The organism is Chlorogloeopsis sp. ULAP01, from assembly GCF_030381805.1.
Lineage (GTDB): Bacteria > Cyanobacteriota > Cyanobacteriia > Cyanobacteriales > Nostocaceae > Chlorogloeopsis.
This window is the reverse complement of record NZ_JAUDRH010000007.1, coordinates 23624-49569: the sequence shown is the minus strand read 5'-3', so window position 1 is coordinate 49569 and position 25946 is coordinate 23624. Positions and strand designations below refer to the sequence as shown.

Sequence of the window (25946 nt, the reverse complement as noted above, 5' to 3'; positions counted from 1 at the left end):
CTGTTGCCATCACACTATCGACTCATCTTGTAAAAAGTTTGGAATTGTAATTACCTTGCCATTTGTTTACTTGCTTTTTCTAGGAGTGTCAAATGAAGTCGGAATCAAAATTGTGTTTGATTGTCGATGCCTATTCAACTGGTCGATTCCTGCCATCGGAACTAAGAAAACATGGGTTTGATTGCGTTCATGTCCAGAGTACACCAGTCATTCCGGAGATTTATAGAGCGTCTTTCAATCGAGCAGACTTCATTGAAAATATTATTTATGAAGGCAATCTAGATGAAACACTAGAACGAGCCTCCCAGTACAATATCGCTTTCCTGATTGTGGGAACCGAATCCGGAGTTGAACTGGGTGACATCCTCAGCGAAAAAATGGAATTGCCTTCAAACAAATCTGCGTTCAGCAAAGCCAGACGTAACAAGTTTGAGATGGTCGAGGCACTTCGCAATGCTGGTCTTAGATGTGTAAATCATATCAAGTCTGCAACTGTTGATGAGATTCTTTCATGGGCGAACAACAGAGGAAAATGGCCAGTTGTGCTGAAGCCGATCAATAGTGCGGGTACCGACAATGTTATTTTTTGCGCAAACGAGAGCGAGATTGTTTTGGCTTTTGAGCGAATCATCCAAAGCCGAAATCTGATGGGTCAGCCAAACAGTGAGGTTCTTGCCCAAGAATTTCTTGATGGAACTGAGTATTTTGTCAATACTGTAAGTGTGCAAGGTAAGCATCATGTTGCCGAGATTTGGCAGTATCATAAACGGAAAGTACCCGACGGTGGCTACATTTATGATATGGAGGAACCCTTACCATTTGAGGGGGTAGTGCAAGCGGAACTTCGCGACTATATCAAAGATGTACTGGACGCCCTGAAAATTCAGTTTGGGCCTGCTCATAGTGAAGTCATGATGATAGAACAGAGACCAGTTTTAATCGAAACTGGTGCAAGATTGGCTGGCTCTATCCTTCCCGCAGCCGTTTCAAAATCTATGGGGTGCAATCAGGTTGAACTTACTGTGGAATCTTATGTTCACCCTGAAAAATTTTTGGAAAAAGTCGCAAAGCCCTATTCGCTTCATAAAAATCTGCTTTACGTGTCCTTGATTTCAGAACGCGAGGGTATCCTAAAATCGATGTCTCAGATTGATGAAATTAGAAAGCTGCCGTCTTTTTTCGATATGTATTTGTCGATTTCTGTTGGCAGTCAGCTAAGAAAAACTATCGATTCACTCACATCTCCTGGTTATGTTTATCTTATCCACGAAGATTCGGAGGTTCTTCGCAAAGACTACCACACCATTCGCGAGCTTGAGCGAAACGGTTTGTATGAAGTGGTCTGAAAAGACGTAAAGTTATGCCAATTCTCCAACAAGAGGCATTTTAACTGGAAGTTTTAACTCAATCTATTTATACCCAACAGAGTTAACTGTTGAGAATAATGAGAAAAAGAAGATGGCAAAATGCTTTGCAATTCCTCAAATGTGGGTTTTCATCTTCATCTGGTTTGGGCAACTTGTCTCGCTCATCGGCTCCGGTCTCACCGGCTTTGCTCTGGGTGTCTGGGTGTATCAGCGCACTGGTTCGGTCACACAATTTGCGCTCATTTCACTGTTCACTACGCTGCCAGGCATCCTGGTATCACCGCTAGCAGGCGTACTGATTGATCGCTGGGATAGACGCTGGGCAATGATATTGAGTGACTCTGGGGCGGCGTTGAGTACTTTTGCGATCGCCCTGCTCTTATTGGCGGGCAGGCTAGAAGTCTGGCAGATTTATCTAGCGAGTGCAGTAAGTTCCGCCTTTAGCGCTTTTCAATGGCCAGCTTACGTGGCTGCTACTACGTTGCTCGTTCCCAAACAACAACTCGGTCGTGCTAGTGGTATGGTACAGCTAGCAGAAGCAACAGCGCAAATTCTCTCACCAGCGATCGCGGGAGTTTTGGTTGGTCAAATCCAGGTTGAAGGTGTCATCCTAATTGATTTTGCCACTTTTGTGTTTTCTCTGTTCACACTACTGAGTGTCCGATTTCCTAGCCCCAAAACTACCACTAATAGTCAAGCCGGGAAAAGCTCGCTACTACAGGAGGCGTCATACGGTTGGAGTTATATATCTGATCGACTTGGACTGTTGAGTCTACTCATATTTATTGCTGCTGTTAATTTTCTCACCGGAATTGTCAGTGTGCTGGTTACTCCTTTGGCTTTAGCTTTTACCTCCGTGGCGATGCTTGGTCAGGTACTAACCACTGGTGGCTGCGGTATGCTAGTTGGCAGTCTGGTGGTGAGCGTTTGGGGAAATTTCAAGCGGCCTATTTATGCAGTTTTTAGCTTTACGCTGTTGGGTGGTTTAGCCATTTTCTTGGCGGGATTCAAACCTTTGCTCCCAGTCTTCTTTGTGACTGCCTTTGTTTACTTTTTCGGCTTGCCAATCATTAACAGTGCCAGTCAGGTGATTTGGCAGAAAAAAGTCGCACCTGAGGTACAAGGACGGGTATTTGCTGTGCGCCGTGCGATCGCTTGGGCAGCGTTGCCTCTTGCTTATCCAGTTGCCGGAGTGTTGGCTGACAAAGTTTTTGAACCACTATTAGCTGTTAACGGGGCGCTAGCTGGTAATGTGGGACAAGTGATTGGTATCGGCAAAGGATATGGCATTGCCCTATTGTTTGTGGTCATTGGAACACTCACTGTTGTGCTAACGGTTGCAGGTTATCTGTATCCCCGTTTGCGATTGGTGGAAGAAGAATTACCAGATGCGATCGCCGATCCACTTCCTGTGATAGTGATCCCAGAAGAATAAAAACACAGAGGTACAGGGAGCGCGGAGGAATAAGAGTTAGGTTATATCTTGCACCTATTGTTCGACTGCTAAGAAATAAATTTCAAAGGCTAAAAGCGAAAGTAAGCTTTAGCTTACTAGACATATCTTTTAGTCCGTTTCAACGGACTTTAGCTATAAGACTTGTACTTTAGTACAAGGATGTTCTGCTCACAATCAGCGCATGAAAAATCGACCACCGATACACAAGATAATTTATTTTGCACGGCTACTTATTTGAATATGAAAAAGCTGAGATTTTTTACTTTTTTATTAATCCTATTTTTTGCATTGCTTGGAATTTATCAGGTACAGCCGCCTGCCGCAGTACCCATAAATGCACCTCTAGTTGAGTTTTCTTCTGGTCGAGCGATGAAATATCTGGAAGCGATCGCCCAAAAACCCCACCCTATAGGTTCACCAGAACAGGCAAGAGTACAAGATTACATTTTCAATCAACTGAGTGCTATGGGACTTAGCCCAGAAGTTCAGAAAACAACTGTTGTTAACCCAAGATGGGGTACTCCATTTATCGCCGGAACTGTGCATAACGTTGTTGCCAAAATCCCAGGAACAGATAATACTAAGGCTATCTTGATTGCTGCTCACTACGACTCGGTTCCTAGTGGCCCTGGTGCTAGTGATGACGGTGCTGCGGTTGCGGCAATGCTGGAAACTATCAGGGCATTAAAAGTAAGTTTACCTTTAAAAAATGATGTTATTTTTTTGTTCAGTGATGGTGAAGAACCAGGGCTTTTAGGGGCAAAGGCTTTTGTAGATGAGCATCCTTGGGCTAAGGATATTGGTCTTGTATTTAATTTTGAAGCACGGGGAAATAGTGGTGCCTCGGTAATGTTTGAAACCAGCAGCGAGAATGGTTGGTTGATTAATGAGTTTGCTAAAGCTGTGAAGCATCCTGTGGCAAATTCACTCACATATAACATTTACAAATTTTTGCCCAATGATTCCGATTTGACGATGTTCAAAGCGGCGGGATTAGCCGGATTTAATTTTGCTTATTTAAATGGTGTCGTTTATTATCATTCTTTTGCTGACAATTTAAAAAATATTGATGAACGCAGCCTTCAACATCACGGTGGGTATGCTTTGGCTTTGACACGTCATTTTGGCAACTTAGATTTACAAAAACTGAAAACTAATGATGCTGTTTATTTTGACATATTGGGTTTAGCGCTGATTCACTATCCCGGAGCCTGGGTTGCTCCGTTGACAGCTTTTGTCAGCTTATTATTTGTTGGGGTGGTAGTACTCGGTTGGAGAAGAAGACAGTTAACTTTTGCTGGGATGACTTTAGGCTTTTTTGCTTTTCTTGGCAGTATATTCATTGCGGTAATAATTGTGACGCTGGCTTGGTGGATGATAAGTAGCTTTCACAGTGAGTATAAAGCGATTCTTCAAGGTGATACTTATAACAGTAATTTTTATGCGATCGCTTTTGTTGCTCTCTCTATTGCAGTAAATTCAAGTCTCTACGTTTATTTCCGCGAAAAAGCCAGCGTACAAAATTTAACAGTTGGCGCATTGCTGTGGTGGCTAATATTAATGGTGTTAACTAGCGTATTTTTACCAGGGGCTAGTTATTTATTTACATTGCCACTACTGTTTAGCTTGATCGGATTGGGATTTATATTCACCACCAAAGAACGGAACTATACCAAGGAAAAACGCTGGCTGGTTTTGTCTGTTTGTGCCATCCCAGGAATTATTTTACTTGTTCCTACAATCTACCTAGTATTTGTTGCACTTACTCTGAGTATGTTTGGAGTAGTAACAGTTATGGTAATGCTACTACTAGGGCTGCTAATTCCTCATCTTTCCCTGATGTCAATGCCAAACAAATGGTTTTTGCCTCTCACTTCGATAGTAATTAGTTTAAGTTTTATTCTTTTTGGTAGTTTCACGGCAGGTTTTAGCGCCCAACATCCTAAACCAAACAGTATATTTTATGGATTAAATGTAGATACAGGAAAAGCCATCTGGGCAAGTGCCGATGAAAAGCCAGATGAATGGACATCACAATTTATTTCTCAGGATATAAAACAAATTAAATTAGCTGAATATTTACCTACACTACCAAGAAAATTTCTCACAAGTCAGGCTCCTGTAGTACCAATAACCCCACCAAATTTAGAGTTAGTTAGTAACAAAATTATCGGTGGAGTGCGAAGCTTGCAGATTCATATTACTTCACCGAGGCAAGCACGGGTTCTGCGAGTATTTGTAGACTCAAATACGAAAGTTTTAGCTGCTGCGATTGATGGCAAACGAATTGATAATAACTCTACAGGCACGCACACTGAATTGGAAAAACCTTGGGGATTCAATTATTTTGCCCTACCTCAAGAGGGGATAAAGCTAACTTTAGAAATCAAGACATCCCAACCAGTCAAAATTAGAGTTGTGGATCAATCAGATGATCTGCCTGAAATTCCAGGTAAATCTTTTCAGCAAAGACCAAACTATATGATGTCTACAGCTTTTAGATTAAGTGATTCGACTCTAGTGAGTAAATACTTTACTTTGTAAGATGAAATCAGTGGTTATGCAAAATAAAAGGCAACTCTAAAGAGAGAATTTCTCATGTCTATGTGTCTACCCGCAGGGTAGAAAAGAGGATTTTAGAGAGATTTTGCGTAATATCAAATTGGCGAGCGGGAGTCTTGTTTCAAAATTCTGGAATAGCCTATTAATCAATAGTTTTAATCCAAAATCCGTCTTGAAAAGCTTTGAGCCACCTTGTGGAGGAGCAACGCTTTCGGAGGAAACCTCCACACCCTTACGAGAAGCCACTCCGCGTCTACAAACTTTTCGCAAAATCCACGCATTGGTATAAGCCCTATTTGTACTGAAATCTTACCCTTGGAGGAAGTAGTATTCCATCGACTTTTCTACTCTAAACGTGAAAGCAAACGCCATATGAGCAGATATGATGCGAATACTTCTGGTAAAAGACAAAATAATCCAATTAGTAACTTCTAATACGATATTGTCACAGACAGATCATATCGTGGATGGATTTGAAATAAAGACTGGGTTTTTCCTGCTGCCCTTCCGTAAGCTACGCACTTTCCATGAAAGCTTTATCTTCGTAAGCACGTAGAGACTTCTGTTTCCTCTAGGGGTTTTTGCAGGGTACAGTTGCTATGTGTTGTGGATACCTGTGAGAGCGGCTTTGTGTAAAGTCAAATGTAACGTCCAAGATGGGAACTGTCTCACTTACAGCCTTATTTTCAAGATAAAGAATAAAATTTTTCATTTATTCACCGTAGTTGTCATTTTCCTGTCACATTTGCTCTTAAATATGAAATCAGGAACATAACTCAAGATTCCTCGGTTTTTTATAAATATGCACAAGGATTTTAGTTATGTATTTTCGTTTGATGAGGCAAATTGTGTCTATACTAGGTTTTGCAGTTGCGATCGCAGGATTTAGCGGATTCAAAGCTAATGCCCATGCATCCCCTGTATCTAAACCAGTTGCCGAACAAAAAACAACTTCTTTGGCTACTAATCAAAAGATAGCGCAAGGATTTTCACCAGGTAGAGCTACCCGTGGAGGGCGTAGCTATATCGGAGTTGGCGGCAATATTGGCTTGGGAGGCGATACCACTTTAAGTGAAGGTGCCTTTTCTGTAATTACCAAAATTGGCTTGGGCAGAAACTTTTCTGTTCGCCCTGCCGCCTTGATTAGAGACAATCCAGTTTTTCTCATTCCTGTGACAGTTGACTTTGTCACTCAATCGGTAACAGGTACGCCCCAACAACAACTGAATGTAGCTCCCTACTTAGGTGCAGGTGCACTGATTTCCACAGGTGACGATGACGATCTGGGCTTTTTGTTGAGCGGCGGTGTTGATGTCCCCTTATCAAATCAAGTGACGGCGACTGCTGGAGTTAATGTTGGTTTTATTAATGATACTGAAGTTGGACTACTATTGGGCGTGGGCTACAACTTTTAGAACTTTCACGCAAGGGTACTTTTAGTGAATAGACGTGAGGATTACGCTTCCTTTAAGCAAGAAGCTACAACCGAAGTAGCAAGCCCAAAGCCATCACTGACATTATTTGATGCGGTTGCTTTAATTGTCGGTATTGTCATAGGCGCAGGTATTTTTGAAACCCCTGCTGTGGTAGCTGCTAATACTGGGAATGGATTGACAGCACTGTTGTTATGGTTAGTTGGGGGCTTAATATCTCTAATTGGCGCTTTGTGTTACGCAGAGTTAGCAACTACTTATCCGGATGTAGGAGGTACTTATTATTACCTCAAGCGTGCTTTTGGATTAAATGTTGCCTTTTTGTTTGCCTGGGCGCGAATGACTGTGATTCAAACAGGCTCAATTACTCTGCTAGCATTTATTTTTGGGGATTATCTTTCTGAGGTGTTACGCCTTGGCAGTTTTTCCTCTTCTTTATATGCAGCAGCAGCGATCGCTTTACTTACTGGCTTAAACATTCTTGGTTTGCAGCAGGGCAAGTGGATGCAAAACTGGCTAACTGCTGCGAAAGTTATCGGTTTGCTGTTAGTAATTGGCATTGGAATTGTCGCTGTTGGTACTCCTGCTGCTCCTAGTTCACCTTCTCCCCCGACACAAGGATCTTGGGGACTGGCAATGCTATTTGTTTTATTGTCTTACGGTGGCTGGAATGAAGCAGCTTTTATCTCTGCGGAAATTCAGAATCGACGGCGCAATATTCTGCGATCGCTAATTTGGAGTATAGGCATTATCACCGCTATTTACTTGTTGATCAATGTGGCTTATTTACGGGGTTTGGGATTTGCCCAAATGGCACAGTCACAAGCAGTGGCAGCCGCTTTAATGCGAAACATACTTGGGCAACCAGGAGCGGTATTTATCAGTCTTTTGATCGCTATTTCTGCTTTAGGTGCAATCAATGCCACTATTTTTACAGGCGCACGTACAAATTATGCACTAGGGCAAGACTTTTCTTTGTTCGGATTTATGGGACACTGGCAGCAACGTTCCAGCGCTCCTACGTCTGCCTACCTTTTGCAAGGGGCGATCGCTCTAGTTTTGGTGTTATTGGGTGCCTTCACCCGTAGAGGTTTTGAAACGATGGTGGACTATACTGCACCAGTTTTTTGGTTTTTCTTTTTACTTTCAGGGATATCTTTGTTTGTGCTGCGCAGACAAGATCCTAATGTAGCACGCCCATTTCGTGTACCTTTGTATCCACTGACACCACTACTTTTTTGTTTAGTTTGTGGCTACCTGCTTTATTCCAGCTTGGCTTACACCAATGTGGGAGCAATTGTGGGCGTTTTAGTAGTTGCTGCGGGTATACCATTTTTGCTATGGAACCAGCATCGTTACCGCAGAAGTTAGTGATTGTGGCAGGAAACAGGGTTGGAACTCTTTTGATGTCAGGGTTTTATCATCAGTTAATGTCCTAAATTACCTGGCAACTGCTATGAGCCACAAAACATCCCTAGTTCCTATAGATCTTAGTTTTTAGTTCAATCTTGATTCAGGATATAAATTATGCAGACAAAAAAATTACTCCTTGGCGTACTTACTGGAATTAGTGTTGCCAGCTTAAGTATTGCTGGATGCACTACCCAACAGGATAATGTAGCAGTAGATTCCCAACAAACACCTGCTTCCACCACCGCAGCACAACAAGAACCTGTTAATAACACTCAAGCCCAAGCACCTGCACCCACTACCACAACCAAGCCTCAAGAACGCCCAGCTGATGTTCCGTATGTACCGACACCCCAGCAAGTTGTAGACAGAATGCTACAACTTGGACAGGTAAATAAAAATGATGTTGTTTACGATCTTGGTAGTGGTGACGGAAGAATTCCAATTACTGCCGCACAGAAATATGGAGCGAGGGGAGTTGGTATCGACATCGATCCAGAACGTATTCAAGAGGCTAACGAGAATGCTCGTAAGGCAGGAGTAACTGATCGCGTAGAGTTTCGTCAGCAAGACTTATTTAATACTGACTTGAGTGAAGCAACAGTAGTAACGCTTTATTTATTGCCTGATATTAACGTCAAACTCCGTCCCAAGCTATTGAAGGAACTCAAACCAGGGACTCTTGTAGTTTCTCATGCTTTTGATATGGGCGAGTGGAAACCGGAAAGGGTAGAGCAAGTGGAGGGAAGAACAATTTACGTTTGGAGAATTCCTAAGAACCCCCCAGCTAATTTGTTATAAATTTGATTACCATCTAGTTTCCCATTAACAAAAAGCCTGGTTACTCTCATGCAACCAGGCTGAAATTTATATTACACAATCACACTACGAGGCACACAATATGTGTTTATTCACTGGCAATAAAACAATTCATCAAAGCCAAGTTTAAGCAGTTGCTTGTTCTAAATTGACTTTAACGACTTTATTTTTTTCTGCTTGAGCTTTTGGCAATGTCAAGTTCAAGATTCCATCTTTATATTCTGCTGTGACATTTGTATTTTCAATCCGAGTAGATAGAGGAATTAGACGTTGGAATTTACCGTAGTAAAATTCACTCTTTGTAACACCCTTGTCTTCGGTTTTAGTTTGTTGTTTGCGTTCACCGCTAATGTAAACAGCATCTTCTGTCACTTGCACATCAAGCTCTTTAGCTTCCATTCCTGGAACTTCTAGCTTGAGATGAATAGCATCATCTGTTTCAGAAATTTCAGCAGCAGGAACTCTTGTCAAATCTTTTTCCCATGATGTATATGGGGCTAAAGTTTCTTCAAATAAACGGTTAAATTGACGTTGTAGAGTGTCAACTTCTCTCCAAGGGTTCCAACGAACTAGTGTCATATATATTCCTCACTTCACTGAAATTTTGTTTAATTAGTTATTGCTTAATTTTGTTTACATCTTTATATTATGTAGATTTAAAAAAGAGTAAATTCGGTTTTTCTCACTAAGTTAATGATGATTACCGTACATTTATTTCTAATCAAAAATTACGGTTAACTATAGTATTTAGGTTCGGTAAACGCGACTAAAAAAATATTGATTTTTTCTTCGTATTTATTCATTAGCCAGTACGCTTATTGAGAATGCGATCGCTCCTGGGCTTCTTACCGAAGAAAGTTGAATTCTTTCTTTGGAATGTAGTGCAAGCGATCGCATCAGTCTTAAGATGAACCACTAAATCTAAAATCTTAATTACATAGCACAATCACGCACAGGTAAGAAAAAATGACTTATAACAGACAAATTGCCTATCCTATAGCTCCAAGAGAGTATTTAGAGCGTACAGACACAGGTAAGTTACTTGCCCATAATCGCCGTGTTAAGCGCTTTAAGGTACAGCAAGCCTTAGAGCACCGTATTCTCAAAATCATTGCGATTTCCTCACTCCTCAGCACTGGCTTGTTCGGAATCGGTGCATTAGGGTGCTGGGAGCAAGAAATTATCGAAGCTAACACAAAATCGATCATACTCAGCAAGCAGCATGATTGGCAGATGCGAAAGCATATCTGCTTAGGTTGGATGCTATTTACCTTTTCTAGCTTTCTTGGCAGTGCTTCATTGAGTAAAAAGTCTGCAACGACAGCTAGGAATAGTAGAGATTTTGAAGTGATACGACAAGATAAGGCTGTTAATATACGCTAAAGTTTGTACCCAAAAGTCAAAAACATGAATAAAAAGTTATCTATTACAGCTTTACCCTAGTTCTGAAGCTTTTTGGTGACAAACAGCACATACTCGAACCAAAATCTTACGGGCAGTAAGTAGCGCACCATTGACAAACATAATTACGACTGGAAAGTTCGACTAACTATTTGGTATTCAAAATCATTACTGACTTTTTAAGCGCACTGGCTCTGGTGCGCAGTTTTTGTTTGACTGGGACTTTTTCAATATCATTTAAATCCACTAAAATTATAGATCTCCCTCATGCTTTATTTGAACGTTTGAGGGATACCTGTTCACGCAGTTTAAATGGATAAAGTCGAGTTCAGAGATTGATTGTCTAAGTAATTTGTGTATATTTAGTATAATTTTTATATGCAGAGTTAGGAGATGATAATAATAAATTGATATCAAGATGTGAAAAGTATCCTAATTGCTGTTAGAAAAAATTCTGACATTGGTATTGACAAATATTTATTTGAGAATTTAATAACATCTTAGTTAAACAACACACAGTAAGTTCTGAAATTTATTATGATAGGATTACTTTCTGATAAGTTCGCATGAGATCAGCAAAGACATCCGAACCTGATAAACCTGGTGCTTTTAGCATGAGCGCTCCAAAAATCCTAATTGTTGAAGATGAAAAAATTCTAGCTGTACATATTAGGAGAAGTTTACAGAAGTTAGGATATACCGTTCTCGATATTCTCGATTCTAGAGAAGAAGCGATCAACACAGTAACAGAAATTAATCCCAGTTTAGTACTGATTGATATTTGCTTGACAGATATAGCGAATAGCTTGCAGCTAGCAGATATAATTCAAAATAAATTTCAAATACCAATTTTATTCATAACAGATTATTCCAAATATCAAATATTACATCAAAATAAATTAAAAGAGCCTTTTAGCTATATTGTCAAACCATTTTCCGAACAAGACTTGCACGTTGCCATAGAAATTGCAATTTATAAATACAAAATTTACAAGAAATTACAATCAGAAAAGCAAAGGCTACTGTCAATTATTCAGAGTATGGGTTGTGCAGTAGTTGTAACAGATATTAATGTTTGTATTCAAATCATGAATCCAGAAGCAGAAATACTTACTGGTTGCAATGAACATGAAGTATTAGGGAAAAATTTAGTAGAAGTCTTGACTTTAGTTAATAAAGACACAAGAGAAAATCTGAATAATTTAGTTACGCAAGCAATAGAAACAAATACGGTTCTGAGACTACCAGATAACTGTGTACTAATTACCAAGGATGGAACAGAAATATCGATAGGAGATAGTGTTGCACCTATTCGCGATAATTTTGGTCAAGTTACAGGTGCAGTTTTAGTTCTTCAAAATATCCAAGAGCGCAAACAGACAGAAGCACAGCTACTCCACAATGCTTTTTACGATGGACTTACAGCACTACCAAACCGCGTTTTATTTCTTGATCGTCTCAAACAAGCGCTGGAGCATTGTAAAAGAAGGCAAAACTATCACTTTGCTGTTCTGTTTTTAGATCTCGATGGCTTCAAGGGAATTAACGATCGCTTTGGACACAGTATGGGTGATGATTTTTTAATAGCGATCGCTCGGCGCTTAGAGTCGTGCTTACGCAGTGGCGATACAGTTGCCAGATTTGGTGGTGATGAATTTGCAGTGCTTTTAGAAGATATCAAAGATGTGAGCGACGCTATCAATGTTGCCAAACGGATTCAAGAAACTTTAAAGTTGCCTATTTATCTCAACGGATATCAATTACTGACAACAGCAAGTATTGGCATTGCTTTGAGCGAAGATGGTTATGAAGAACCAAGAAACCTCTTGCGGGATGCAGATGCTGCTATGTACCGTGCCAAGGAACAAGGCAAAGCAAATTATATTATTTTTGACGAGTGATTAATGAGTTAAAAATATAACACAAATAGCAGTTCAGAGTAGAAGTAAAACGCCTTGTAATTTAAGAATAATCCAAAAGCTACAACATCCTCATTTAGAGAGCTTTTTCTTGAATTTATAAGACATAATCTACAAATTTTTTGACTGCTTGTGTATAGCGATATTAAGTTAATCAGAGGGTTTTGTTAACAAAATAATAAATTAAATTACGTTTTTTAAGTAAATAAACACAATTAGTTAACACTAAACCAAATAACGTGATTTTTGAGAGTAAATTAGATTAATAGTAAAAAACAATTCCAATCAAGAAGTTATTTCACTTGATATAGCAATGCTTCATCGTCAAACGCCGAAGCTAAAGTCAAAAATCTTCGCAAAGCTCAAATTGCCAATAATAGTATTTTTGGCTATTTTTTTGGGTCTTCTCTTCAGATTAATTACACTAGCACAAACCCAACAACCAGTTGTTTTAAATTTGTTAATGACAGCCCCCGATGCCCAGCCTTGGAGAGAAGGTATAGTCCGAAACTTTGAGGAAAAAAATCCTGGTATTCGCATTAATATTGTTGAGGGGCCAAATGCAACAAATTTACTTGAAGACCTCTATACATCAGCTTTTATTTTGGGTGATTCTCCTTACGATCTAGTTAACATGGATGTAATTTGGACACCTAAATTTGCTGCTGCTGGATGGTTACTAGATCTAACAGATCGCATTAAAGAAACAGAATTGGCAGCATTCTCCCAAAAAGATGTAGAGGGAGGGCGTTACGAAGGCAGGCTCTATCGAATTCCCATGCGCAGTGATGTGGGAATGCTTTATTATCGACAAGACTTACTTCAACAAGCGGGATTTAATCCACCAGAAACCTTTACAGATTTGATCAAAATCTCCCAAGCTTTACAACAGAAAGACAAAATTAATTGGGGTTATCTGTGGCAAGGACGTCAGTATGAAGGTGCTGCGGCAATGTTTGTAGAAGTTTTAGAAGGATTCAATGGATATTGGGTAAATCCTGAGACATTAGAAGTAGGACTAGATAAACCAGAAACCTTAAAAGCGATCGCCTTTCTCAAAGATACAATCCAAAAAGGTATTTCTCCACCAGGAGTAACAACATATATAGAAGAAGATACAAGACGCATTTTTCAAAGTGGTCAAGTAGCATTTTTACGTAGCTGGCCGTATGTTTGGCCTCTAGCAAATGCTGAAGGCTCTCCAATTAGAGGTAAAATAGCAATTAAGCCAATGGTTAGTGCTTCTGGTCAGAGTGGAGGAGCTTGTTTAGGTGGATGGGGTTTAGGAATTTCCAAATCTACCAGACATCCTGAAGAAGCTTGGAAAGCAATTCAGTACTTTACTAGTGAAGAAGCACAGCGCCAATTTATTTTGAAAGCAGGTTTTGTACCTAGCAGACGTTCATTATTTACAGATCCACAAATTGTTAGCAAATATCCTCACTACCCCCAATTATTGGAAGTTGTGGATCAGGCTGTTTTGCGTCCCCCTATTGCCCAATATGCCCAAGCATCAGATATTTTGCAACGTTATCTGAGCGCAGCATTAACAAATCGCATGACTCCAGAAACAGCAATGAAAGCTGCTGCGGAGGAAACACGGCGTTTGTTAGAGATTAGGGGCTAGGGGCTAGTAGAACTATTAACTACTGTACGGGCGGGTTTATTTAGATATTTCGTCATTATAGAAAGATTGTCGTTAAAACCCGCCCCTACCAATGACAAATGACTAATGACCAATGACAAATGACTAATGACCAATGACAAATGACTAATGACTAATTTACATACAATCCGAAGTCGGGAACAGAGAACGGCATGGATTTTTTTGTTACCAGCCGTAATACTTTTGTTATTTGTATTTGGCTATCCTATTGTTCGTGCCTTTTGGTTAAGTTTATTCACTGAAAATTTGGGAACAAAGCTACAACCTGTCTTTTCTGGCTTTGGTAATTACGTGCGCATGGCAGGAGATGGGCGTTTTTGGCAGAGTTTTTGGATCACAACAATATTTACAACTGCCTCAGTGATTGTGGAACTACTGCTAGGATTGGCTATTGCTTTGGTTCTTAATCAAAAGTTTTTCGGACGAGGTACAGTGCGTACTATCGCCATTTTACCTTGGGCATTGCCTACCGCTTTGATTGGTTTGGCATGGGCATGGATTTTTAACGATCAATTTGGGGTTGTCAATGATATTCTGTTGCGGCTAGGTGTAATTAGGACAGGTATTAATTGGTTGGGAGAACCGACACTTGCATTGATAGCAACAATATTTGCAGACGTGTGGAAGACTACGCCTTTTATCAGTATTCTGCTATTGGCTGGCTTGCAATCAATCTCATCTGATTTATATGAGGCACACGCAATTGATGGGGCGACTCCTTGGCAAAGCTTTTACCAAATTACTCTGCCACTGTTGATGCCACAAATTTTGATCGCCATGCTATTTAGGTTTGCACAGGCTTTCGGGATTTTTGACTTAATTGCTGTAATGACTGGGGGTGGGCCTGGTGGTGCCACAGAAGTGGTATCTCTTTACATTTACTCTACCATCATGCGCTATCTAGATTTTGGCTATGGGGCGGCACTGGTAGTAGTAACATTTCTGTTGTTAGTTGCAGCAGTGGCGATCGCTAGTTTCTTGCTCAGAAAATCTCGCATAACTAGTTAGTAGTTAATTTTTCATTGCTATTAACCATCAACCAATAAAATTACTATGACTTTAATCCGTGAAGAAATATCTACCAATCCTCAAAATACAACTAAGACAAGAAATTCTGCCAAACAAATCCTACTTTGGATTGCGATCGCCTTTGTCGTAATTTTCTGCTTGGCACCAGTAATGTGGCAATTACTAACCTCGTTTAAGGTGAATGAGGATATTTCTAGAGTACCTACAGTTTATTTTCCAACCCGCTTTACTCTCGATCATTACATTGAGCTATTCGTTCGCCGTCCGTTTTTTCGTTACATTTTAAATAGTGCTTTTGTATCAATTATTTCCACAACTTTAGCTCTTGCAATTGGCGCACCTGCCGCTTATGCCCTGGCAAGATTGCGTCCTTTGGGTGGCAGAGTTATCTTAGCAGGTGTTTTAATTGTAACTTTATTTCCTGGAATCTTATTGTTTTTAGGACTATTAGAAATTATCCAAGCATTACGCTTGGGTAATAATTATTTAGCTTTAATTATTCCCTATACAGCAATTAATTTACCTTTAACAATCTTAGTTTTACGCAGTTTTTTCCAACAATTACCAAAAGATTTAGAAGATTCTGCCAGAGTTGATGGTTACAATACTTGGCAAATGTTAGTACAAATCCTATTACCAATGACAGTACCTGCGTTGGTAACAACAGGAATTTTGACATTTATTTTTGCCTGGAACGAGTTTATCTTTGCCCTCACATTCATCACTCGTGAAGAGATGAAAACTATTCCTGTGGCAGCCGCTCAACTCAGTGGTGCAACAACATTTGAAATTCCCTACGGCCCCATTGCAGCTGCTACTGTTGTAGGAACATTCCCGTTAGTATTACTAGTTTTATTTTTCCAGCGCAAGATAGTCCAAGGATTAACTGCTGGTGCAGTCAAAGGTTAGTCATTAGTAATTTGTCATTGGTAGGGGCGGGTTTTAGCGACAATCTTTCTATAATGACGAAATATCTAAATAAACCCATCCGTACAGTAGTTAGTAGTTAGTGGTTATTCCCTCACTTCCCCGCTCTCCCCTTCCATCTCCTCATCTCCCCATCTCCTTGTCCCCTTATCCCCGAAATAATATGGCAAAACTGGAATTAAGAAATTTAAATAAAACCTATTCTCCCAAAGTTGTCCCAGTTAAAGATGTGAGTTTAACTGTAGATAATAATGAATTTCTGACTTTACTTGGGCCGAGTGGCTGTGGTAAGTCTACAACTTTAAGAATGATTGCGGGATTAGAAGAGGTAACTCGTGGTCATATTCTTCTTGGTAAAGAGGATATTACCTTTAAGCGACCGGGTGATCGCAACATGGCAATGGTATTTCAAAGCTATGCCCTTTATCCTCACATGACAGTGTACGAAAACCTTGCCTCTGGACTGAAATTGAAAAAAGTTCCCCGTACCGAAATTAAGCAAAGAGTGGCAGAGGTAGCAGAAATTTTAGGATTAGAAGAATTATTGCAACGTAAACCCGGACAATTATCTGGGGGACAAAGACAACGGGTGGCAGTCGGGCGGGCATTGGTACGTCAAGCCCAAGTGTATTTATTGGATGAACCTCTAAGTAACTTAGATGCGCTACTTCGAGAAAGAGTTCGCGCTGATCTCAAGCAAATATTTGCTGCTCAAAAAGTACCAGTAGTCTATGTCACCCACGATCAAACAGAAGCAATGACGCTTTCTACCAAAGTTGCAGTTTTAAATAACGGTTACGTGCAACAACTCGATCCACCTGCACGCATCTATAATTATCCAGCCAATTTGTTTGTTGCTGGTTTTGTGGGTAGCCCGCAAATGAATTTGCTTACCCTTCCTTGCCAAGAACGCTACGCCATACTAAGTAATTTTCACATTCCTTTGCCGGATATCCCAACAGTTCCAGCCCAAATTGTCTTGGGAATTCGTCCAGAACACGTCCGCATAGCCCAAGATGAAGATACACATACTATTAAAGGTAGAGTATATCTTGTAGAAAACTTGGGAATGCATAATTTGATAAGTGTGAGTGTTGGCAGTTCGCAAACACAAAATATAATCTTGCGTGCTTTGTTACCCACAGATCAAAATTGGAGTAATGAGGAAATTACCCTAGCTTTGCCATACGAAAACATTCACTGGTTTGATGTAGAGTCGGGTGATGCTCTTGTCAGAAGGAGTGAGAGTGTGTGAAAACGTATTGTAGCGACTGCCGTGCAGTGCCTTGGGAATGCCCCCGATAGAAGGCTATCGTGTATAAACAAATCCTGCCAAGGTTACAAACCATTGTCTAATAGCTAAAGTCCTCTAAAAGGGACTAGATATTTCCTGTTTTCTATGCAGTCCATTTGAATGGACTTTCGCTATGAGGCTGGGATTTACAATCCCAGACGGACACTAAGCTAATGAGCAATGACTGATAACTAATGACTATATATTACCTTTTTGGTGTTGCATCACCGAATTTAATTAATAAAGCGATCGCAATACTAACCGCCAAAATCAATATCGTACTCAAAGCAGAACCAAATCCCCAATTTTGGGTAGCTCCAAGAAATTGGTTATAAACCAACCGTGCTACTGTCATACTAGAAGCACCACCGAGTAATTCTGGATTAATAAAATCTCCCAAGCCAGTAATAAAAACCAGAAAAGAACCGGCAGCAATGCCAGTGAAGGTTTGAGGTACGGTGACTTTCCAAAAAGCTTTGGTGGGATTTGCACCCAAATCTGCTGCTGCTTCTAGCAAACGTTGATCTAGTTTTTCTAGGGAGGCGTATAAAATCAAAACCATGTAAGGCAGCAAGCTGTAGCTCATACCAATTAAGACAGCCGGGCTGCTGTTGAGTAAATCCAAGGCTGGCAACCCCAAACTAGTTAAAACAGTGTTGAGTAAACCTGTAGGACGCAGAATCGTAATCCAAGCATAGGAGCGCAGCAACGAAGAAGTCCACAAGGGCAAAACAAAACCAATCAGGAGTAAATTCCGCCAGCGCCTTGGTGCCATCTGAGCAATCCAATAGGCAACAGGAAAACCTAAAATCAAACAAATTATTGTAGTACCGACAGCAAAAAATAGCGATCGCCCAATAACGCGCAGGTACAAGGGATCTAAAATCCGGATATAGTTATCAAATCCACTGGGAATTACCAAATCTCCCGGTCGAATTCCAGGTACTAAACTTAACTCAATAATTAGCAGCGTTGGCAGTACCAACAGCAGTAACAACCAAATTCCTGCCGGAGCTAGTAATATCAGGGGTTGCAACCAGCCGAACGGAGAATGCCGCCATCTTGGGACTGTGGTAATTTCGCTGTTAGAATCCATTTGCATCAATTAAATTACAAATAGTTAGTGGTTAGTAGTTAGTGGTTAGTGGTTAGTGGTTAGTAGTTAGTTGTCCCCGTGTCTCCGTGTCTCTTCCTAGCCCCTAGTCTCTAACCCCTATTCTCAAGACAGCTAGCTACTGGTTAATTCCGTCCAATAGCGATCATAAACTTCTTCAATTTGCCCCAAAGGAGTAATACGTTCGCATTTTTCTAACAAATCTTCTGAAGGGAAAATGTCAGTATTTGTTTGAATTTTTTGGGGTAATAGCTCAAAAGCAGCACGATTGGGAGTAGCAACTGTAAGGAGCTGGCTAGTTTTTGCTGCAATTTCTGGTTGTAACATAAAGTTTAACCAAGTATAAGCACCATCAGGATTAGGTGCTGTTTTAAGAATAGCTATTGTATCAGTCCATAGAGAAGAACCACTTTTGGGAAGCACATACTTTAACTTTGGGTTTTCTTGACTTATGTTCACACCATCTAAGGAATAACACATTGCAATACTTAAATCACCTGCTACAATTTTATTACGCCAAGCATCAGTATCAAAGGCACTAATTATCGGTTTTAGTTCCTTCAACTTTTCATAAGCCTGTCTAATTTCATTTTCATTTTTTGAATTATAAGAATAGCCCAACATTCGCAATACCGCACCCATCACTTCCCTCACATCATTGAGTAAAGTTATGCGTTTATTGAGTAGCTCTTTATTTTGCCAAAGATAGTCCCAATCTTGTGGTGGTGTTTTAATAATTTCAGAATTATAAATTAAACCCGTTGTTCCCCAACTATATGGAATACTGTATTGGTTGCTTGCATCATATGTAGGATTTTGAAATTGAGGAAATAAATTATCTAAACCAGTTAAGAGTTGATGATTTAGTTGTGTCAATAATTCCTTTTCCACCATTTTCTGCACCATATAGTCAGATGGATAAACCACGCTGTAAGAGCCTCCACCTCCAGCTTGGAGTTTAGCCAACATCACTTCATTGGAATCATATAAATCTGCAATTATTTTAATCCCAGTTTGAGTGGTAAAAGTTTTTAATAATTCTTGGTTTGTATATTGTGTCCAAGTATAAATATCAAGTTGATCCCGTGAACCTCTATTAGTAGAAGAAGCTCGCACATCAGCAAGTCTCCAACCACAGCCTGCTAAAGATAAGCCAGAAAGTGCTGCTGTAACTTGTAAAAATTGCCGTCTGTTAGTCATTTAACTTTAGGGACTAATAGCTAAACAATCTGTTTCATTCCACCAAGCATAAATAGGTGTATCAGAATCTGGTAGAGAGCCAAAAGTATTAGGCTGCATCACGGTAATACGCACACCTTTTTTCATTTCGACCACATAGTTAATATGGGTTCCTAAATACATAACATTAATAAGTCGTCCTTCAAAGCAGTTATTCTGTGTACTTGGTCTATAAAGTGTAAGCTGAATTTTTTCTGGACGAACGCTGACTGCCACTGTTTGTGATAATTCAACAGGTGTATCAGTAGCGCGAGAAACGGTAATTTTAAGTCCTGTTTTGGTTAAAACTTGAATGTGAGAAGGGTATACTTCTATAACTTCACCCTCAAATAAATTTGTATCGCCGATAAAATCAGCAACAAAAGCTGTTTGAGGTTTTTCGTAAATCTCGCTGGGTGTGCCAATTTGCTCAATTTTGCCATGATTCATGACGGCAATGCGATCGCTCAATGATAGAGCTTCCTCTTGATCGTGAGTAACCATAATAAAAGTTACACCCAGTTCTTTGTGTAGATTTGATAGTTCTACCTGCATTTCTTTACGCAGCTTTAGATCTAAGGCTCCCAAAGGTTCATCTAACAGCAAGACAGCAGGACGATTGACTAACGCCCGCGCCAATGCCACTCGCTGCTGTTGCCCACCAGAAAGCTGACACGGTAAGCGCGATCGCAAGCCTTCCATTTTCACCAGTTTTAAAGCTTCTTTAACTCTGCTTTCGATTTCAGCTTTACGTATTTTTTTTAACCGCAATCCAAAAGCGATATTATCCCATACATTTAAGTGGTTAAACAGCGCGTAACTTTGAAATACAGTATTAACTGGTCGGCGGTAAGGAGGAACGTTAGTCATGGACTGACCTTGGATCAAAACTTTACCAGCATCAGCCCTTTCAAATCCACCGATTAAACGCAGTGTGGTAGTCTTACCACAACCGGACGGGCCAAGGATACTGAAAAATTCTCCTTGTCTAACATCCAAGTCTATTCCGTGTACGGCTGGCTCTTGATTAAAAAACTTAAAAACGTTACGCAGTTCTACATCAAGGGTGTCAAAACTCATTACTTCCCCCTGATTTTGCGTCAAGCTAGAGGCCATAGTCCTAAATGAAGAAAACTATATAGTTTTACGTATTGTTACAAAAAATGTAGTTTGTTAAGCAGACTACACACCAGACTTGGGTACATTTTATCTGGTAAGACAACATTATTTATTAGACATATACTTTCGTAGGTTTTTAGCTTTCAATTTATGCACCTTATGCACCAAATGAGCGTAATTGTATACAGGTAATCATAGTATCCAAATTATCTTTTGTCTTATATTTTTATGAAAATCATCTCAATAGTAAGATAAAAATGATACAAGCAATTTAAGCAAAATCACTAAAATAACTGTTCTCACCAAGACATATCATCGGTCGGATGGGTGTCGAAAAGGCATATGACAAAGCTATGGATGTAGATCTGAGTTTCGCAGGTGTTCAGATCCCCAATTTTTTAAAAAGTCGGGGATCTATAACCTCTGATAATTTACGTGAGGTGAAAATAACTAACTAGGTGAAGAAGGCTAACAAGCCTGTTAAACAAGCAGTCTAATTTTCCGTAACCAAAAAAATTAATATAGTTGATTGGCTTGGCTACTTACCTAAAACTAGGTTTATCATATACCACAAGTAAGTTCGTAGCTCTGCACTAACTGAGTTTTTTGCTTCATACAGTTACCTAACTAGTATCTTAGTATACATAATTGTGTCAATACTTTAAATAATTATTTGTTGTATGCCATCATTACAAATTCCTCTACTTAGCAATTCCAAAGAAAAGCGTACCGTTGGACGAAATTCACAATCTGTATTTTTAATTTTATTTACCCTACTTTTGACAAGCGGTATTCTGGGACGTTTAGTATATTTGCAAATTATCCAAGGCTCAACCCATCGACAACAAGCAGAGTCGAACCGAATTCGGCTGTTGCTCAAGCAACCAGAACGAGGTAACGTTTTTGACCGCAATGGTAAACTCTTAGCAACGACTCGCTATCCTCATTCCGTATATTTGTGGCCAATGGCTCATAAGAAACAATCTTGGTCGCAAATAAGTATACGCTTATCTCAAATTCTGGGTATGTCTCTAGAAGAAATTGAAAATAAGCTAAAAGAGGCAGGCCCAAACGCTTCTAGTCTTGTGCGAATTAAGCGCGACTTGGAGCTAGAAGAAATTACCGCTTTAAAGGAATATGAAAATGAACTTGACGATGTGGAAGTACATACGGAAGCTGTTCGTTACTATCCACACGGGAAGGAATTTGCTCATGTCCTTGGTTATACGCGCGAACTAACAGCCGAACAGTTAAAAGAGAAAAAAGACAAAGGCTACCGCCTTGGAGATGTCATCGGTCAGATGGGAATTGAAAAGGCATTTGAAAATGTGCTACGGGGTGAATGGGGTGGTCAGCAGGTAGAAGTTGATAGTAATGGTCGTCCACTGCGAATTTTGGGAGAGAAACAGGCACAACCCGGTGATGATATCCGCTTGACCATAGATTGGAATGTGCAAATGGCTGCCGAAAAAGCTCTCGCGCAGCGCAACGGTACAATTATTGCCATGAATCCGCAGAATGGGGCAATTTTAGCGATGGTATCTCACCCCACATTTGACCCTAATGTTTTCTCAAAGCAAAGAGCTTCTCAGAAAGAATTGCAACAAATTCTATTAGGTGCAGATCACCCGTTACTCAATCGCGCTCTGCAAGCCTATCCTCCAGCTAGTACTTTCAAAATTGTTACTACTACAGCCGGACTAGAGTCGGGGAAATTTTCGCCGCAGACAGTACTACAAACCTACGGTTCCCTTAGCTTTGGAGGTTATCGTTTTAATGAGTGGAATCACGCCGGATTTGGTGCGTTAGGATTTGCACGGGCGATCGCCATGAGTAGTGATACTTTTTTCTACCAAGTCGGTGCGAGAGTAGGTGGTTCCACTTTAATCAATTGGACTCGTAAGTATGGTTTCGGCAAGAAAACTGGGTTTGAATTCGCTTCAGAAGAATCAAAAGGTTTTGTTCCAGATGAAGCATGGAAGCGAAAAGCGTGGAAAATACCTTGGACTGTTGGCGATTCAGTAAATATGTCAATCGGTCAAGGAGCACTACTAACTACACCACTGCAAGTCGCGGTTATGTTTGCTGTACCTGCTAATGGTGGCTACCGAGTTCAACCGCATTTACTTAAAGATAATGAACAAGCAAAATCATGGCGCGAGCCGATTGATATGAAACCATCAACCGCCAAAATTCTCCGCGAAGGATTGCGGAAAGTGGTCTCAGAAGGCACAGGTAGAGCTTTAAATGTGCCATCACTTCCTCCTGTAGCAGGCAAAACCGGAACAGCTGAAGCATGGAAACGTAATGGGATCAAAGCCAATCATGCTTGGTTTGGAGGTTATGCTCCCGCCGATAATCCCGAAATTTTGGTTGTAGCGTTTGCAGAACATTCTGGTGGTGGTGGTGGTAGCGTTGCCGGACCAATGGCGTTAAAAGTAATGGAAGAGTATTTTCACAAGAAGTATCCAGGAAAGTATAAGAAACCAGAACCTTAAAAACTAAGTAGAAGGCAGTCCCAATCAAACAAGTTTCACAAGCCTTGCATGAAAAACCTCACCCCGTCCTGTCGGACACCCCTCTTTTTAGCAAGGAGAGGGGCAGGGGGTGAGGTGACTTTCAAGTCAGAGGGCAGAAGGTGAAGAAGCCTTGAAGGTGAGAGTCTCAACTACTCAAAACCCCAATTATCACATCGCAGGTAGGAAATATCCTCTGCAATTTTTTGCTAATGCTTGCAATACAAACTCATAACGACTATGATTTAATATATATAGATTTGGATAAAAACCCTAGATATGGAAAGCCTTGTTATCGGTGCGATCGCTAGTTTAGGTGCAGGACTTGCCACAGTAGTTGGTGCTTTGCCAATTTTGCTACCAATTAATCTCACGCAGCGAGTGCAAGGAATAATGCTGGGGTTTGGTGGGGGAGTGATGTTAGCAGCGACATCGTTCTCATTGATTGTACCGGGAACTGAGGCAGCAATTGCTCAAGGAACATCAAAACCTATTGCTGCTTTAATTATTGTTGCTGGTATGCTTTTGGGTGGGGTATTTTTGCAAATAGTACATCGCCTATTACCCCACGAACATTTTTTCAAGGGGAAAGAAAATCACCGTGGTAAAAACCTAAAGCGAATTTGGCTATTTATTGCCGCAATTACTATTCACAACTTTCCGGAAGGATTAGCTGTGGGAGTAAATTTTGGTAACAACAATATTACCGACGGAATTCCTGTCGCTTTAGGTATAGGCTTGCAAAATATACCAGAAGGTTTAGTAGTAGCACTATCTTTAGTGAGCGAGCAATATTCAGCAGCTTATGCGTTGTAGATTTCCCTGCTGACAGGATTAGTTGAACCAATTGGCGGTTTGATTGGTGCGGGAGTAGTAAGTATTGCTAACTTTATTTTGCCTTGGGCGATGGCATTTGCAGCAGGAGCAATGTTATTTGTCATTAGTGATGAAATCATCCCCGAATCTCATCGCAAAGGATTAGAAAAAGAAGGAACTATTGGTGTGATGTTGGGCTTTGTAGTCATGATGTTTCTGGATGTCTCGCTAGGGTAATAAGTTAGTTGTTAGTCGTTAATAGTTAATGGCAATTAGCTATTAGCCATTAACCATTAGCCATTCTCTATTTTTAAAATAAGGAGTAGATATGAATTTTATTCGCTTTGAACATATTAATCTTAGTTGCAAAAATATTAACGACAGCAAGAAGTTTTACCAAACTTTATTTCCTGATTGGGATGTACGTGCTGATGGTATATTTGACGGCAGATACTGGATGCACTTAGGTAACAATCAATTTTATCTTGCCTTGAATGATGAGATTGAGCAAGAACGCGTCCATACTGCTTATGAAAATATCGGCATCAACCACGTTGGTTTTGTTATTAAAGATGGTGATGCAATGAAAAAAACACTTGAAGATGCAGGTATTGAATATTACACAATGTCAGCACCAGAAACAAAATACAGAATATATGTCAACGATCCTGATGGTAACGAAATTGAACTCGTAGAATACAACCAGGATTACGCACTTAAATAATTAAATCGTAGGGTGTGTTACGGCTTTAGCCTAACGCACCTAAATAAAGATTACTAAACTACTAAACCAGAGAATCCGAACATGACAACACCAAAAATTGCAGTAGTAACAGGTGCAAATCGCGGTTTAGGATTTGAAGCTTCTCGCCAATTGGCAAAAAAGGGATATCAAGTAATTCTTACTGAATTTATTAATCAGTGATTTGGACGGTTAGATGTATTGGTGAATAACGCAGGTATATATATTGATGAGCAAAGCGATCGCTTGGAGTGTTTTCGATGCTCAAATATATACACTGCGAGAAACAATGGAGACGAATGTTTACGGTGTATTGCATGTGACTCAGGTAGTGGTTCCCTTAATGAAGAAACAAAATTACGGCGGATAGTGAATGTTTATTCTGGCGCAGGACAGTTGACACAATTGTCTGGCTAGCAACTCTTGTAAATGGCAGTCTAACAGGTGGATTTTTCTGGGATAGATAGCCAATTGCTTGGTAATAGATGAATTTTATACTAATGCTTCAAGACAGACACTCATATAATTAAATTAAATAACAAATTAATAAAAACCTCTCTTGCTTATTCCCTAGCCTAAGTGCTTCAGCGTCCCTATGTTCAAGCTAGAAGAAGCCATTGATTGACTGTTTCAAAGTATCAGTATATGGTTATTTTAAGTGGGAATATAGCCTAATTCAATCCAGCATTATAGTTGAAAAACCTTAATCCTGGATCAGAAGCGGAGGAACCAATTTTTGGGGCGAATCTCAAAGCGAGAGAGACACCTTCCAGTCTTAGTCCGTCAGCTAACTCCGTCGGCATTGGAAGGAGCACCTTTGACACTTGCTTACTCTAAGTTCAGTGTCCTTGCGGTCTCCTAGCTGACATTGCTATTAATATTGGCAGTGACAGATGTCTGTTTATTAACCCACCTCGCCAAACGCTACAAAAACACAGAGGCTAGGATGATTAATTACAAGCAATGGGTTTTAGTTACAACTAAAGAATTGAGCGGTATTGCTGTTGACTATACAGATCCAGAAGGGAATCAGTACAGTGAGCCTTTTTGTTTTCCAACAGAGGCAGAAGCACTCAAATACGGTAAAATTTGCGTTGACAGTTTGCTCAAATTAAAATCTCAATCGTGCAAATAACTG

Annotated in this window: 19 protein-coding genes, 2 pseudogenes and 1 riboswitch; of the genes and pseudogenes, 17 read left to right on the top strand and 4 right to left on the bottom strand. The window is 40.2% G+C overall.

Annotated elements, in window-relative coordinates; all coding sequences use genetic code 11:
* Positions 1-92 precede the first annotated feature (92 nt).
* From QUB80_RS15055 to QUB80_RS15030, 6 genes are all read left to right on the top strand, one after another.
* On the top strand, positions 93-1346 hold the full coding sequence (locus QUB80_RS15055; protein ID WP_289790326.1) for an ATP-grasp domain-containing protein: 1254 nt from the start codon (positions 93-95) through the stop codon (positions 1344-1346).
* A 112-nt stretch (positions 1347-1458) separates the two neighbouring features.
* Positions 1459-2802: an MFS transporter gene (locus QUB80_RS15050; RefSeq protein ID WP_289790325.1), complete on the top strand. Its 1344-nt coding sequence runs from the start codon at positions 1459-1461 to the stop codon at positions 2800-2802.
* A 261-nt stretch (positions 2803-3063) separates the two neighbouring features.
* Entirely contained in the window at positions 3064-5367 is a 2304-nt protein-coding gene (locus QUB80_RS15045) for a M20/M25/M40 family metallo-hydrolase (RefSeq protein WP_289790324.1), read from the top strand.
* An 839-nt stretch (positions 5368-6206) separates the two neighbouring features.
* Complete coding sequence (locus QUB80_RS15040) at positions 6207-6800, top strand: hypothetical protein (protein WP_289790323.1); 594 nt, start codon at positions 6207-6209, stop codon at positions 6798-6800.
* 24 nt (positions 6801-6824) lie between these two features.
* Positions 6825-8189: an APC family permease gene (locus QUB80_RS15035; protein WP_289790322.1), complete on the top strand. Its 1365-nt coding sequence runs from the start codon at positions 6825-6827 to the stop codon at positions 8187-8189.
* Between the two features lie 156 nt (positions 8190-8345).
* Positions 8346-9029 carry an SAM-dependent methyltransferase gene (locus tag QUB80_RS15030; RefSeq protein ID WP_289790321.1) on the top strand — a complete coding sequence of 228 codons (684 nt, stop codon included), beginning with the start codon at positions 8346-8348 and terminating at the stop codon, positions 9027-9029.
* Between the two features lie 144 nt (positions 9030-9173).
* Here QUB80_RS15030 and QUB80_RS15025 read toward each other — a convergent pair whose 3' ends face one another.
* Positions 9174-9626, bottom strand: a complete 453-nt coding sequence (locus tag QUB80_RS15025; RefSeq protein WP_289790320.1) for an Hsp20/alpha crystallin family protein — start codon at positions 9624-9626, stop codon at positions 9174-9176.
* 387 nt (positions 9627-10013) lie between these two features.
* Here QUB80_RS15025 and QUB80_RS15020 point away from each other — a divergent pair, with 387 nt between their 5' ends.
* The 6 genes from QUB80_RS15020 (at position 10014) to QUB80_RS14995 (ending at position 17244) form a co-directional block, all read left to right on the top strand.
* The gene (locus QUB80_RS15020) at positions 10014-10430 is read left to right on the top strand and encodes a hypothetical protein (RefSeq protein WP_289790319.1); all 417 of its coding nucleotides are present in this window, start codon (positions 10014-10016) and stop codon (positions 10428-10430) included.
* Between the two features lie 632 nt (positions 10431-11062).
* Complete coding sequence (locus QUB80_RS15015) at positions 11063-12349, top strand: diguanylate cyclase domain-containing protein (protein WP_289790653.1); 1287 nt, start codon at positions 11063-11065, stop codon at positions 12347-12349.
* 331 nt (positions 12350-12680) lie between these two features.
* Positions 12681-13994, top strand: coding sequence for an ABC transporter substrate-binding protein (locus tag QUB80_RS15010; RefSeq protein WP_289790318.1), 1314 nt, complete (start codon positions 12681-12683; stop codon positions 13992-13994).
* Between the two features lie 147 nt (positions 13995-14141).
* Positions 14142-15041, top strand: coding sequence for a carbohydrate ABC transporter permease (locus tag QUB80_RS15005; RefSeq protein WP_289790317.1), 900 nt, complete (start codon positions 14142-14144; stop codon positions 15039-15041).
* Positions 15042-15086: 45 nt separating this feature from the next.
* Positions 15087-15971: a carbohydrate ABC transporter permease gene (locus tag QUB80_RS15000; protein WP_289790316.1), complete on the top strand. Its 885-nt coding sequence runs from the start codon at positions 15087-15089 to the stop codon at positions 15969-15971.
* 181 nt (positions 15972-16152) lie between these two features.
* Entirely contained in the window at positions 16153-17244 is a 1092-nt protein-coding gene (locus QUB80_RS14995) for an ABC transporter ATP-binding protein (RefSeq protein WP_289790315.1), read from the top strand.
* 244 nt (positions 17245-17488) lie between these two features.
* Here the strand turns inward: QUB80_RS14995 and QUB80_RS14990 are convergent, their stop codons facing one another.
* The 3 genes from QUB80_RS14990 to QUB80_RS14980 all read right to left on the bottom strand — a co-directional run bounded on the left by QUB80_RS14990 (position 17489) and on the right by QUB80_RS14980 (position 20731).
* Positions 17489-18379, bottom strand: coding sequence for an ABC transporter permease (locus QUB80_RS14990; RefSeq protein ID WP_289790314.1), 891 nt, complete (start codon positions 18377-18379; stop codon positions 17489-17491).
* A 132-nt stretch (positions 18380-18511) separates the two neighbouring features.
* Positions 18512-19597, bottom strand: coding sequence for an ABC transporter substrate-binding protein (locus QUB80_RS14985; protein WP_289790313.1), 1086 nt, complete (start codon positions 19595-19597; stop codon positions 18512-18514).
* A gap of 6 nt (positions 19598-19603) precedes the next feature.
* Positions 19604-20731 carry an ABC transporter ATP-binding protein gene (locus tag QUB80_RS14980; RefSeq protein WP_289790312.1) on the bottom strand — a complete coding sequence of 376 codons (1128 nt, stop codon included), beginning with the start codon at positions 20729-20731 and terminating at the stop codon, positions 19604-19606.
* Between the two features lie 683 nt (positions 20732-21414).
* On the opposite strand from QUB80_RS14980, the gene mrdA reads away from it, so the two are divergent.
* From mrdA to QUB80_RS14955, 5 genes and pseudogenes are all read left to right on the top strand, one after another.
* The gene (gene mrdA, locus QUB80_RS14975) at positions 21415-23232 is read left to right on the top strand and encodes a penicillin-binding protein 2 (protein ID WP_289790311.1); all 1818 of its coding nucleotides are present in this window, start codon (positions 21415-21417) and stop codon (positions 23230-23232) included.
* A gap of 297 nt (positions 23233-23529) precedes the next feature.
* Positions 23530-24303: pseudogene (locus tag QUB80_RS14970) on the top strand (ZIP family metal transporter).
* A gap of 91 nt (positions 24304-24394) precedes the next feature.
* Entirely contained in the window at positions 24395-24790 is a 396-nt protein-coding gene (locus QUB80_RS14965) for a VOC family protein (RefSeq protein ID WP_289790310.1), read from the top strand.
* Positions 24791-24871: 81 nt separating this feature from the next.
* A pseudogene (locus tag QUB80_RS14960) lies at positions 24872-25222 on the top strand (SDR family NAD(P)-dependent oxidoreductase); the annotation flags it as partial.
* A 275-nt stretch (positions 25223-25497) separates the two neighbouring features.
* A riboswitch (cyclic di-AMP (ydaO/yuaA leader) is annotated at positions 25498-25625 on the top strand.
* A gap of 129 nt (positions 25626-25754) precedes the next feature.
* Positions 25755-25943 carry a hypothetical protein gene (locus QUB80_RS14955; protein WP_289790309.1) on the top strand — a complete coding sequence of 63 codons (189 nt, stop codon included), beginning with the start codon at positions 25755-25757 and terminating at the stop codon, positions 25941-25943.
* The last annotated feature ends 3 nt before the right edge of the window (positions 25944-25946 follow it).